The 11,745-nt window shown below is 36.7% G+C and carries 13 protein-coding genes and 2 pseudogenes; 2 read left to right on the plus strand and 13 right to left on the minus strand.

Annotated elements, in window-relative coordinates; all coding sequences use genetic code 11:
• Nucleotides 1–39: 39 nt before the first annotated feature.
• Nucleotides 40–258, minus strand: coding sequence for a YneF family protein (locus tag HMPREF0518_RS07435; protein ID WP_003627540.1), 219 nt, complete (start codon nucleotides 256–258; stop codon nucleotides 40–42).
• A 62-nt stretch (nucleotides 259–320) separates the two neighbouring features.
• Nucleotides 321–584 (minus strand): DUF896 domain-containing protein, encoded by a 264-nt coding sequence (locus HMPREF0518_RS07440; RefSeq protein ID WP_003627541.1) that lies wholly within the window; start codon nucleotides 582–584, stop codon nucleotides 321–323.
• 151 nt (nucleotides 585–735) lie between these two features.
• Between HMPREF0518_RS07440 and lexA the strand changes: the two genes are divergently transcribed.
• On the plus strand, nucleotides 736–1,362 hold the full coding sequence (lexA, locus tag HMPREF0518_RS07445; protein WP_003627542.1) for a transcriptional repressor LexA: 627 nt from the start codon (nucleotides 736–738) through the stop codon (nucleotides 1,360–1,362).
• 14 nt (nucleotides 1,363–1,376) lie between these two features.
• Here the strand turns inward: lexA and HMPREF0518_RS07450 are convergent, their stop codons facing one another.
• The 9 genes and pseudogenes from HMPREF0518_RS07450 to HMPREF0518_RS09845 form a co-directional block, all read right to left on the minus strand.
• Complete coding sequence (locus HMPREF0518_RS07450) at nucleotides 1,377–2,177, minus strand: SGNH/GDSL hydrolase family protein (protein WP_003627544.1); 801 nt, start codon at nucleotides 2,175–2,177, stop codon at nucleotides 1,377–1,379.
• A pseudogene (locus HMPREF0518_RS07455) lies at nucleotides 2,170–2,829 on the minus strand (uracil-DNA glycosylase). The gene HMPREF0518_RS07450 and the pseudogene HMPREF0518_RS07455 overlap by 8 nt, the downstream one beginning before the upstream one ends.
• Nucleotides 2,830–3,216: 387 nt before the next feature.
• Nucleotides 3,217–3,564 carry a 50S ribosomal protein L19 gene (gene rplS / locus HMPREF0518_RS07460; RefSeq protein ID WP_003629071.1) on the minus strand — a complete coding sequence of 116 codons (348 nt, stop codon included), beginning with the start codon at nucleotides 3,562–3,564 and terminating at the stop codon, nucleotides 3,217–3,219.
• Between the two features lie 112 nt (nucleotides 3,565–3,676).
• Entirely contained in the window at nucleotides 3,677–4,396 is a 720-nt protein-coding gene (trmD, locus tag HMPREF0518_RS07465; RefSeq protein ID WP_003627547.1) for a tRNA (guanosine(37)-N1)-methyltransferase TrmD, read from the minus strand.
• Nucleotides 4,386–4,901, minus strand: coding sequence for a ribosome maturation factor RimM (rimM, locus tag HMPREF0518_RS07470; protein ID WP_003629074.1), 516 nt, complete (start codon nucleotides 4,899–4,901; stop codon nucleotides 4,386–4,388). Before rimM ends, trmD begins: the two co-directional genes overlap by 11 nt.
• A 68-nt stretch (nucleotides 4,902–4,969) precedes the next feature.
• A complete protein-coding gene (gene rpsP, locus HMPREF0518_RS07475; RefSeq protein WP_003627549.1) occupies nucleotides 4,970–5,242 on the minus strand; it encodes a 30S ribosomal protein S16 in 273 nt (90 codons plus the stop codon).
• A 90-nt stretch (nucleotides 5,243–5,332) separates the two neighbouring features.
• Complete coding sequence (ffh, locus tag HMPREF0518_RS07480; protein ID WP_003627550.1) at nucleotides 5,333–6,763, minus strand: signal recognition particle protein; 1,431 nt, start codon at nucleotides 6,761–6,763, stop codon at nucleotides 5,333–5,335.
• Nucleotides 6,764–6,767: 4 nt separating this feature from the next.
• On the minus strand, nucleotides 6,768–7,109 hold the full coding sequence (ylxM, locus tag HMPREF0518_RS07485) for a YlxM family DNA-binding protein (protein WP_003627552.1): 342 nt from the start codon (nucleotides 7,107–7,109) through the stop codon (nucleotides 6,768–6,770).
• Between the two features lie 114 nt (nucleotides 7,110–7,223).
• Nucleotides 7,224–8,210 (minus strand): annotated as a pseudogene (locus HMPREF0518_RS09845) (IS30 family transposase); the annotation flags it as partial.
• Nucleotides 8,211–8,305: 95 nt separating this feature from the next.
• On the opposite strand from HMPREF0518_RS09845, the gene HMPREF0518_RS07495 reads away from it, so the two are divergent.
• Nucleotides 8,306–9,733, plus strand: a complete 1,428-nt coding sequence (locus HMPREF0518_RS07495) for an APC family permease (RefSeq protein ID WP_003629078.1) — start codon at nucleotides 8,306–8,308, stop codon at nucleotides 9,731–9,733.
• A gap of 66 nt (nucleotides 9,734–9,799) precedes the next feature.
• Here the strand turns inward: HMPREF0518_RS07495 and HMPREF0518_RS07500 are convergent, their stop codons facing one another.
• Together HMPREF0518_RS07500 and HMPREF0518_RS07505 are read right to left on the minus strand one after the other, a co-directional pair.
• Nucleotides 9,800–10,087 carry a helix-turn-helix domain-containing protein gene (locus HMPREF0518_RS07500; protein ID WP_003627557.1) on the minus strand — a complete coding sequence of 96 codons (288 nt, stop codon included), beginning with the start codon at nucleotides 10,085–10,087 and terminating at the stop codon, nucleotides 9,800–9,802.
• A gap of 199 nt (nucleotides 10,088–10,286) precedes the next feature.
• Nucleotides 10,287–11,708, minus strand: a complete 1,422-nt coding sequence (locus HMPREF0518_RS07505) for a C69 family dipeptidase (protein ID WP_003627558.1) — start codon at nucleotides 11,706–11,708, stop codon at nucleotides 10,287–10,289.
• Nucleotides 11,709–11,745 lie beyond the last annotated feature (37 nt).

An 11,745-nucleotide genomic window follows, 5' to 3' on the forward strand; every position in this document is an offset into this window, starting at 1 on the left:
CGGAAAAACCTTTACCCTTCAATCCAACAAGAAATCAAATTATTTTTGTTGGTGTTTCATCATGTTCATTACTTGGTGAACCTTCTTGTTAGAAGGCTTTTGTCCCATTTGAGACATCATAGCAACAATCATGTCTTCACTAATTGGAGGATTTTCCTTAAAATAATTCTTCATGTATGCTCTTGCACCATAAAAACCTGCAACAGCGCCGACCAAAAGTGCAATAATAATCAAAAAAATTGCTAAACCTAAATTCATATTAATCCTCCATAACTAACAATAATATCTTACATAAATTTTCATCTTTTTTAAAGACTTAATTAGTCTTTTCTAAGACCTTTTTTGCGTTGTGCACGCTTGGCTCTTTCGGAAGTTACTTCCTTGCCATTCTTATCAATAATTACCATATTTTCAACATCTTGCTTAAAGGTAGCTCTGAAGTTGGCAAGGAATTTTTTGTGAAGTTCTTTACGTTCTTGTTCCTCTTCAGGAGTCAAACCTTCCTTTTCTTTCTTATGGTAAAGTTCGTTAATTCGATCTGTTACCTTTTTTTCCTCTTCTTTACTCATTGCATCTTTATTCATATATATTCACCTCGCATTAACAATCTTTAGTCTACCGTATTTTATACAATAAAAAAAGATACTTTTCATAGAACGTTCGTTTGAGACTATGCTATTTTTTTGTTAAAATAAGTATAAATAAAATCTTTTTTTACAATAACGGAGAAAAATTATGTCTAAGAAAAACAGTGATACCAAACAACTAGAAATTTTACGCTATATTTATGATACTGTCGACCATCGTGGCTTTCCACCAACAGTTCGGGAGATTTGTGCTGCAGTTAAGCTATCTTCTACGTCTACCGTTCACGGGCATTTAGCTCGATTAGAACGCAAAGGCCTTTTAATCAAAGATGCAACTAAACCCCGTGCACTCGAAATTACCGATGAGGGTAAAAAAGAATTAGGCATCAAGCCAAAGAGAATTCCAGTTGTTGGCGTTGTTGCTGCTGGACACCCAATTTTAGCAGTTCAAGACATAGATGAATACTTCCCACTTCCACCAGATCTTGAAAATGATGCTGGTGAACTCTTTATGTTAAAAATTCACGGTGAAAGCATGATCAATGCCGGCATTTTGAACGGTGATAACGTTATCGTCAAAAAACAAAACACCGCTAATAATGGCGAAATCGTAGTAGCTATGACTGACGAAAATGAAGCCACTGTTAAACGTTTTTATAAAGAAAAAGATCATTACCGTTTGCAACCAGAAAATGATACGATGGCTCCAATTATCTTACCTGAGGTAACTATTTTAGGTAAAGTAGTTGGTCTTTACAGAAACAATATCGATTAGTAAGCAAACCTAAGCTAATGGCTTGGGTTTATTTTTTTTGCCAAAATTTTAGTTAATTCATCTTCAAAAACTGGCAGCCATTTTTCTAAATATCCTGCTCGCGTTGGATGAATTTCATCAGCCATGTAAAGAGCTGGTTGGTCTTTAAAATCAGGATTATTATATAAAACCAAGACTTCAATATTCCATTTTTGAGCCAATTGATGTGCTGCTTTTACCATTTGTTCATATAACTTGTTTTCAAAATATGGATTAGTATAAATCATAATTGGACAATGCCATGTAGCTTGAGCTTGACTGATGATATACTCCATCGCACCGATGATTGTTTGCGTATCAAAATGGTCATCATCACTAACTTTGCCTAATTTCTGGTTGGTACGTGCATCATTAGTAGAAAGCTGTAAAACCAACATATCAATTGGAGTTTTAAGATTTTCCTTGAAACGAGCAACACAGGAATCACCATGATAACTAGTCTCTTGATCTACTAATGTAGTTCCGTTTTCCGCATCTTTAATGGCCGCAATGCCATCTTTTTTCCATAAATAATCAACGAACGATTCACCTAAAGCCCCGAAGCCAAAAGTTACAGATGAGCCCAAAAATAGAATCTTTTTATTTCTAAGTGGGCTATCAATCGTTTTGACATTATTTAGGCTATATTTGCGACTGTTACCTGTTAAATAGGCTAATTCTGTATAGGCTCTTTGATGCAAGGGATGCTCATCTAAGTCCATACGTAATTCATTAAGAGCGATATCGGATAGATCATTATTTTGTCTAATTGGAATTAAAAAAGTTTCGTTACTCATTGCTTTCCCTTTCTTTATCGATATAAGGTTTTATTACTTCCCAATCTTTTAAAATATCATCGCTTAATTTACGATTATAAAAAACTGCTGCAGGGTGATATTCCGGAATGACCGTGTACTTCTTTTTTGACCAAACATAGCCATCTTTAGCTGTATTAAGTTCAAGGATTGGTATGTTGTCAATAACTTTGCCATGTTCAGCCGAAATTTTGTGACCTGGACCAAGTAAGCGTTCTAAGCCAGTGTTTCCTAAAGCAACAATAATCTGAGGATCCGCATAAGATATTTCATAATCAAGAAATGGTGCATGCGCGAGTACTTCTTTTTTAGTTGGTTTACGATTAGGTCTTTTAATTACCTCTTTATTTTCTCATTTGCTGAAAACTTTTTTCACGCTAAATGGACGGCTACGAACCGCACTAGTGATATAAACCTGATCTCGTGATAAACCAATTTGCTTCAAGGATTTATCCAATTCCTTGCCGGCATCACCACTAAATGGGATATTGTTAACAATCTCATTACGTCCTGGTGCTTCACCGACAATCATTAACAAGGGATGCTTTGGTCCACTACCTGAATTTATTCCTTCCAAGCGCATGCCTTTAGACCGTTCTTTTACTTCCTCTAATAATTTCTTAGGATAATCCATCATCTCACCTGATTTCTTTTTTAATATATTTATTATAATATTAATCAAAAATATTTTACATTTAAAAGAAACATAGTATAATATAATCAATTTAATATAAATTAAAAGCCGCCATTGTGGATAAATGGCGGCTTTCGCTTTAATTCCACACTTAGCATCTATCTTTGTGAAATTTACTTCACAATTGCATTTTATTTATATAATGGTCTTTTTAGTTCATTTAGTCAGACATTGTGATATATTTTTAATGTTACACAGTAGTTTCACTTAGATTTTTTCACAATTTATAACTATGATAATAGTTGCATAATATTAATATATGAAATGCTTGTAAAAACAAAAAAGCTAGTTCCAAATGGAACTAGCTTCTTCATATCGACGTTATGATTAACGACGTGCTTCAGCAATTCTTGCTGACTTACCGTGACGTTCACGTAAGTAGTAAAGTTTAGCACGACGTACACGACCATGACGCTTAACTTCAACCTTAGCAACACGTGGGTCGTTAACTGGGAAGGTTCTTTCAACACCAACACCTGAAGCAATCTTACGAACAGTGTAAGTAGCACCGATGCCAGTACCCTTCTTCTTAATTACAACACCTTCGAACAACTGAATACGTTCGTGAGTACCTTCAACAACACGTACGTGAACAGTAACAGTATCACCTGCACGGAAAGCAGGAATATCGTCACGAATTTGTTCTTTAGTCAATTCTTGAATTAATGGATCCATAATATATTTTTCTCCCTCTTCGGCATTCATTCACGCACCAGCGCCAGCGGAACACCCATAACTTTATTTAATGGCATTTGCCACGAAGAATAGTTTAACAAATCAAGCCAGCTTAATCAAGCTCTGACTTAATTTCTTCAAGCATTTTCTTTTCTTCATTAGTAAGCTGTCGATCTTCTAGCATGTCTGGACGGTGAAGATAAGTAGCCTTAAGTGCTTCTTTATGACGCCACTCGGCTATCTTTTGATGATTTCCACTAGTTAATACTTCAGGTACTTTCTGCCCTTCAAAATCAGCTGGGCGTGTATATTGCGGATATTCTAATAAGCCATGTGAGAAACTCTCTTCAACTGGGCTGGCAGCATTACCTAAAATGCCAGGCAAAAGACGTACAGTAGCATCAATCATGCTCATGGTTGGAAGCTCTCCACCAGTTAACACATAATCACCAATTGAAACAGTCTCATCAGCTAAGTCGTAGACTCTTTGATCAAAGCCTTCATAGTGACCACAAATAAAAGTTAATTCATCTTCTTTGGCCCAATCTTGAGCCATTTGTTCATTAAAAGTCTTTCCCTGAGGGGCAGTGATGATTACCTTGCCAGTAGAAGGTAAAGAATCCAAAGCCTTTTTTATTGGCATAATTTGAAGCACCATGCCAGCACCACCACCATAAGGAGTATCATCAACATGGTGATGTACATCTGTTGTGAAATCACGGAAATTCACTAAATTTAGATCCCACTTGCCATCTTCTAGACCACGCCCCAACATTGAGACCTGCAAAGGCGTAAACATATCTGGGAAAAGTGTTAATACATTAATCTTCATCCCGTAACCCCTCCATTAACTCTACGTAAACCTTTTTGGCAGCTACATCAACTTTTTTAACGACATCGGCAATATTGGGAATCCAATATTCTTTACCGTCATCTTCACGCACAAGCCAAATATCATTTGCACCAGGAGATTGGATATCAACAATTTTACCGATTCTTTTACCAGTTTCTTCATCAATTACATCGCAATCAAAAATGTCTTTATAATAATAAACGCCATCAGGCAATTCGCCGCGATCTTCTTCACTTACTACTAAAATCTGGCCACGCAATTTTTCTGCCTGATCAATATCGGTAATCTCTTTAAATTGAATCAACCAAAATTGTTTAAAAGGGCGACTTTTTTCAACCGTTAATGTGCGGTTAGTGTCACTTCTGAGTGATAGGTGCATCCCTTCAGCAAAACGCTCTTCAGGAAAGTCTGTAATCACATTAACCTTAACTTCTCCATTTAGCCCATGAGTCGTCAAAATTCGCGCGACATCAAAATATTCCATATATTTCTCCTTTTTAAGTAAGAAAAAAAGCTTGAGCACTTAGCATCAAGCTTTTAATCATCACAAGATTACTTGTTGTATTTTGCGTCGTGCAACTTAGTCATCAAGCCTGCACCTGAAAGAAGTGATCTTACAGTATCTGAAGGTTGTGCACCCTTTTGTAACCAATCAAAGATCTTGTCTTCATCAAGCTTCAATTCCTTTGGTTGTGAAACTGGGTTGTAGTAACCAACTTGTTCGATGAAACGACCATCACGTGGCATACGTGAGTCTGCAACAACGATTCTGTAGAATGGCTTTCTCTTGGCACCAGCGCGGTGCATACGAATTTTAACTGACATAAATTAATTTCCTCCTAAAACTTAACAATTAATAATATACCACCAAAGCAAATAGGTGTAAAGTGTTTTTCCTTAACACCCTTTATTTTTTTATGAATGGAATCTCTTAATCTTACGCATACGCTTCTTTTTGTTCTTCTTAAAGTTCTTATTCAGGCGTCTCATAGCCATCTTAGCCATTGGTGAATCCATACCTGGCAAGTTGCTTAACCCCTTCATGTTTCCTTTAGTCATCTTGCTCATCATATCGCGCATTTGCTTAAATTGCTTAATCATGCGGTTAACTTCTACAACGGGGCGACCAGAACCAGCAGCAATTCTTCTTCTACGACTTGGATTCAAAAGATCAGGATCTTCTCGCTCTGCTTCAGTCATTGAATAAACAATGGCAATAGTATGGTCGATTTGTTTTTGATCAACATTAAGATTCTTTAATTGAGGATTATTTGCCATTCCAGGAATCATCTTCATAATTTGATCAAGTGGACCCATTTTTTGCACTTGCTTCATTTGATCAACAAAGTCATTGAAGTCAAATGTATTTTCACGCATCTTTTCAGCGACTTTTTCAGCTTCCTTGGCATCGTAATCTTGTTGTGCCTTTTCAATTAAGGAAAGCATGTCACCCATACCAAGAATTCTAGAAGCCATTCTATCTGGGTGGAAGATATCTAAATCACTTAATTTTTCACCTTGACCAGTAAACAGAATTGGCTTACCAGTAACTGCACGAATTGAAAGTGCAGCACCACCACGAGTATCACCATCTAACTTGGTCAAAATTACGCCAGTAACGTCAAGACGCTCATCAAAGCCTTTAGCAACATCTGTAGCTGCCTGACCAGTCATTGCATCAACTACCAAAAGAATGTTGTCTGGTTGTGCAACCTTCTTAACACGCTCCAATTCTTCCATCAATGGTTCATCAATTTCCAAACGACCGGCGGTATCGATTAAGACATAGTCATTCTTGTTTTTATCAGCTTCAGCTAAACCATCTTGAACAATTTTAGCAACGTCTTTTTCGCCATCTTCACTAAAAACAGGCACCTTTAATTGTTCACCAATTTGCTTTAACTGATCAACAGCAGCAGGACGATAAATATCTCCGGCAATTAAAAGTGGACGAGCTTTTTGCGTCTTTTGTAAATGATATGCTAATTTACCAACGGTAGTAGTCTTACCAGTACCTTGCAAACCAACCATCATAATAATAGTTGGAATATGCTTAGACTTATTTAAAGGAACTGCCTCTTCACCCATCATCTTCGTCAATTCTTCATTAACGATCTTAATTACTTGTTGACCTGGGTTTAAGCTTTCTTGAACCTCTTTGCCGAGAGCTTCCTTCTTAATAGTCTTAATAAAGTCCTTAACAACTTTAAAGTTAACATCGGCCTCGAGCAATGCTAGTCGAATTTCACGACTTGCCTTATTAATGTCTTCTTCTGAAACTTTACCTTTACCAGTTAAATTTTTTAATGCTTTTTGAATTCTTTCACTTAAATTTTCAAAAGCCATGGGTTTACTCTCCCCTCAATTGATTTAATAAATTGGTTATTTCTTTTTTAGCAGTTTTACTATCATTATTATCTATCGACAAAAGTGCATCCGCCAGCACATCCTCAATATGATTATTATCGCGCCGCATATGCAATTTTGCTTCATAATTTTGCAAAATCTTGCTCGAGCGCTTTAAATTATCATAAATAGCTTGTCGAGACACATCATGATTGACCGCAATCTCACCTAATGATAGATCATTATAATAATAATCTTCAAAATAAGATTGCTGTCCCTTAGTTAATAAAGAACCATAATAGGCATATAAGTCGCCTAATTCTTCATTTTTCGTTAATTCATCCATTAATCTTCACCAGTCTTTAGTATATCAAAAAAATGATACTACCAAAAATGTTAATTGCTATTTATGCTATATAAAGGAAATTCCTGAATTGTCAATTTAAGTGCAACAGTTAGGTTATGAAGAGATATATTGCTTGAAGAGTTCTTCTGCTGTGTGATATTGGTGGATTCGGCGATGTTTGTGGTTAATGGCATTAGCTGCCTGTTGAACATATGCAGCTGTCTTATCTTTCATGCTTTTGCCTTTAGGGAAAAATTGACGCAGAAGACCGTTGCAGTTTTCATTTGTGCCTCTTTCCCAAGGTGAATATGGATGAGCAAAGTAGATCTGACAGTTCTTGATTTTAGCCATATCTGCAAACTCAGAACCATTATCAAAAGTAATAGTCTTGAACCAATCAGGATGCTGGTCTATTTCTTTTTGAAGCAGTCTTTGACAAGTACTTGCTCGATAATCTGGTATTTTGATGACAACTTCAAAACCAGTAGTTCTTTCTGTCAGAGTCATCAAAGCAGGTTGATTTTTACGTCTAACGCTTTTAACCAAATCTCCTTCCCAGTGAAGAGGAGTTGCTCTGTCTTCAACTTCTTTAGGCCGCTGCTCAATTGAATTGCCAAGATTCTTTTTGTGTAAAGCATGCCCATCATGACTATGATGCCGTTTGTTTCTGCGTATTTTAAACTTCATTGGCAGATCAATATTGCTTATATCTAGCAAACCGCGATCAACGATAGACGTGCTGGGGCAGGGATAGCCTGGCATCGTCTGCTTGAACTCACCCACAAACTCATCAATGCTGGTAGCATCAAATTTAGCTTTAAACCGCTTAGACAGCATTCTCAGAAAAACAGCATAATGTTTTAACGGATCACGCTTATAGCAGTTCTTGCGTCGCTTATTATGATAGATCTGCGCAGTATCGGCATAGTAATGCTCATAGAGCAGATAGTTATGATCTCTTTGCAGGACGCTACCACGTCTGATTTCACGGCTAATTGTCGATTTGTGACAGCCAACTTCTCGAGCAATAGCGGAACAGGAAGTTATGCCTGAATCAAGCAGAGCTTGTATTTGTCCTCGTTGTTCACTATTTAATTGATTTAAAACACAAAATTTTAACTACTTTCGGTTGATTTTTTAACGTATTTTTAATTATAATTAAGTAATCTTATTTTAAACATAAAGGGAGTTGTATTGTGAATCTTTGGCAACGAATGAACAAAAAAGAAGATCCACGTGTTTATGAAAATAAAGATGGACACTTGGTTCGATCATTAAAGGTTAAAGATTTCTTAGCCTTAGGGGTTGGGACTATCGTCTCTGCCTCAATCTTTACCTTGCCTGGTGAAGTTGCTGCCCTACACACCGGACCAGCGGTTGCAATTTCATTCATTTTGGCTGCAATTGCTGCCGGTTTGGTAGCTTTTGCTTACGCTGAAATGGCCGCTGCCATGCCATTTGCAGGATCCGCTTATTCATGGATTAACGTGGTATTTGGAGAATTCTGGGGCTGGATAGCCGGATGGGCTCTTTTAGCTGAATACTTTATTGCTTCGGCGTTTGTTGGATCTGGTCTTTCCGCCAACTTTAGAGCATTGATTGCGCCTATGGGATTAAAGCTACCAGCTTCTTTATCCAATGCTTTTGGTACCAATGGTGGAATTATTGATGCAATTTCACTTATTTCTATCCTATTAGTAGCACTCTTAATTAGTCATGGGGTATCAAGAGCTGCTCGTGTAGAAAATGGATTAGTTGTTCTTAAAGTTTTAGCTATCTTGCTCTTTATTGTAGTTGGTTTAACTGCATTAAAGGGTGCTAATTTTACACCATTTATTCCTAAATATCGTCCTACTGCCCATGGACCATTTGGTGGTTGGCAAGGAATCTATGCTGGTGTATCAATGATTTTCTTGTCTTACATCGGCTTTGACTCTATTGCAGCTAATTCTGCAGAAGCTATTAATCCGCAAAAAACAATGCCTCGTGGTATTTTAGGTTCATTGGCTATTGCTGTTGCGCTTTTTGTAGGCGTAAGTTTAGTATTGATCGGTATGATGCCATACAAGATGTATGCTAACTCTGCAGAACCTGTTGGTTTGGCTTTGCGTTATGCTGGTCACCCAATTGTTGCTGTAGTTGTTCAAACTATCGCGGTTTTGGGAATGTTCACTGCATTGATCGGAATGGGTATGGCAGGTTCAAGATTAATCTATTCATTTGGTCGCGACGGGATGTTACCTAAATGGTTAGGTAAGTTAAATTCTGACCGTCGTCCTAATAATGCACTTTGGACTTTGACCATTGGCGGTATTTTGCTTAGTGCTTTCTTCCCATTCTCCATGCTGTCTCAATTAGTTTCAGCAGGTACTTTAATTGCTTTCATGTTTGTATCATTGGGCATCTACAGATTACGTCCACGTGAAGGCAAGGATATTGATGATCCATCATTTAAGATGCCATTTTACCCAATATTGCCCGCTTTAGGATTCTTAGCTGCATTAATCGTCTTCTTAGGTTTAGACTATCAAGCTAAACTTTACGCCGGCATTTGGTTCATATTAGGTTTAATTATTTACTTCTGCTATGGCATTCATCATTCAGTTTTAGATAAGAAAAAATAATTTCTAATAAAAATAAAAAAGATCAACTGTTTGTATGGTGAAATACAACCATTGATCTTTTTTTGCTTAATTTTCTTCTTTTTCTAGCATTTTCTTTAAAACATTAACCAAACCCATAGTCTCATCATTGCTAAGCATTTGTAGTTTGATCGGGGTTTCTACACGATGTTTTTCCACCTTTTTGCAGAGTTCTTTGCCACTTTCAGTAGAAATCACGGTACCATTATCATCGGTAACTAAATCTTTAGCAACTAGATTCTTTACTAATTCTTCTACTTTGTCTTTTGTTACATGAAGTTCTCTAGCCAACTTTTCATATGTTTTACCATGTTTATGGTGTTCCAACTCAATCAAAATTTCTAGTTCATTGCAGTAATGTTAAAACTCTTTAAATCAGAGTCCATTTATTTTTCTACGTCGTTACTAAGTCTAGTAAAAAATGAGCCAATCGTACTTTCTGTCATCGTCTCAGGTCCTTTCAATTCAATAACTTAATTATACTAGTCTAAGAAAAAACAGCTCAACAAAGTTGAACTGTTTTTTGAATTTCAAATTAAAGATTTTCGTCCATATTGAAAGTTAACTTAGACATGTTAATGGAATCAATCATCATTTGACCCCAAAGCTTTTCAGTTTCCTTACGAGTATGAGCAACTGTCTTTTGGTTTTCCTTAGTCAAGTAATCAGTCAATTCTTCACCTGACTTGCCATCAGCACCCTTAATAATTTCTTCAACACGACCTCTGAAGTAACGGTTAAGTTCAGTCAAGTAAGTTGTATCAAGTTGAACAAATTGTGGGTAATGACTTTCAACAAGTGCAGCAAATGACTTGTAGTACCACCATGCATCATTCATATTGTAATCCATTGAAGTATTGTTGTATGAAGGATCGGTATCGTTCATATTAGTAAAGAATGGTACAAATGGAGTAAAGGTTGGACCACCAATACATAACCACATAATAGCAGCACGATCAGCTGGCACATCACTTCTAATTTGCAAGATATGAGCATTTTGAGTACGGTTTAAACCAATCGGACGATAACGGTGCTTTTCTTCTTCAGTACCCTTGCCAAATGGATCATATGGAGTGTCTTGGTAGTGTGAACCCAATGCAAATTGGATGTCTTCCTTAGTGATCTTCTTAGCAGCTTTACGGATAAATGGAATATCACCATCTTGTGGATCTTGTTCAATTTCTGGATTAAACAACTTTTGAATGTACCATTGACGGTTAGTATTATAGTGACGATCTTGTTCAGTATAAGTACCGAAGATGTGGCGGAAATTCCAACCTTCGTGATCAGGGTTCAAGTGATGTTCTTCTACAAATTCTTGAATTCCTTCACTCCACATAAAGTAGTCAGGATTGTCAAAATCAACTTGTTCAATAGCTACACGGTTACCAGTTGCAGCATAGCAATCATCAGGAATTCGTTCAGCAACCCAGTGGTGACCAGTAACAATTTCCATGTACCAAATTTCATCTTTATCACTGAAAAGAACTGAGTTACCAGCTGGTGAACCATACTTAGCAATTAATTTACCCAAGTATCTAACACCATCTCTAGCTGAGTGAATGTATGGCAAAACTGAAGTTTGCATACAGTCTTCATCCAAACCATCCTTAACAAGTGGATCGAATGCTAAAGTACGTTCATTGCCATATGTTGATTCAGTACATGACATAGCAACGTTTTCTTCATTAATACCACTTTCATCGTAGTAACCACGATGCTTGTAATCTACATTTGGTACTGCAGGAACACGTTGTGCATCTTCTGGCAAATCCATTTCGAATTCATTAAGCCATGATTTAATGTGTTTCTTTTCACCATGACGAGCTGGTTCAATAATAAATTTTTGTGGGGTAATTGGACGGAATGTATCATCATTACGCGCAATCATTGTAGTACCATCAATTGAAGCATTTTTACCTACTAGAATGGTAGTACATGCACTATATTCTTTCATAAAATTCTCCTTATAACTATATATTATATAACTATAT

Origin of the sequence: Lactobacillus helveticus DSM 20075 = CGMCC 1.1877 (assembly GCF_000160855.1) — a bacterium.
Lineage (GTDB): Bacteria > Bacillota > Bacilli > Lactobacillales > Lactobacillaceae > Lactobacillus > Lactobacillus helveticus.

Bases quoted from the DNA above. Each gene is read 5' to 3' on its own strand.
- HMPREF0518_RS07435 (WP_003627540.1), bottom strand. From the start codon at position 258: ATGAATTTAGGTTTAGCAATTTTTTTGATTATTATTGCACTTTTGGTC.
- HMPREF0518_RS07440 (WP_003627541.1), bottom strand. From the start codon at position 584: ATGAATAAAGATGCAATGAGTAAAGAAGAGGAAAAAAAGGTAACAGAT.
- lexA (WP_003627542.1), top strand. From the start codon at position 736: ATGTCTAAGAAAAACAGTGATACCAAACAACTAGAAATTTTACGCTAT.
- HMPREF0518_RS07450 (WP_003627544.1), bottom strand. From the start codon at position 2,177: ATGAGTAACGAAACTTTTTTAATTCCAATTAGACAAAATAATGATCTA.
- rplS (WP_003629071.1), bottom strand. From the start codon at position 3,564: ATGGATCCATTAATTCAAGAATTGACTAAAGAACAAATTCGTGACGAT.
- trmD (WP_003627547.1), bottom strand. From the start codon at position 4,396: ATGAAGATTAATGTATTAACACTTTTCCCAGATATGTTTACGCCTTTG.
- rimM (WP_003629074.1), bottom strand. From the start codon at position 4,901: ATGGAATATTTTGATGTCGCGCGAATTTTGACGACTCATGGGCTAAAT.
- rpsP (WP_003627549.1), bottom strand. From the start codon at position 5,242: ATGTCAGTTAAAATTCGTATGCACCGCGCTGGTGCCAAGAGAAAGCCA.
- ffh (WP_003627550.1), bottom strand. From the start codon at position 6,763: ATGGCTTTTGAAAATTTAAGTGAAAGAATTCAAAAAGCATTAAAAAAT.
- ylxM (WP_003627552.1), bottom strand. From the start codon at position 7,109: ATGGATGAATTAACGAAAAATGAAGAATTAGGCGACTTATATGCCTAT.
- HMPREF0518_RS07505 (WP_003627558.1), bottom strand. From the start codon at position 11,708: ATGAAAGAATATAGTGCATGTACTACCATTCTAGTAGGTAAAAATGCT.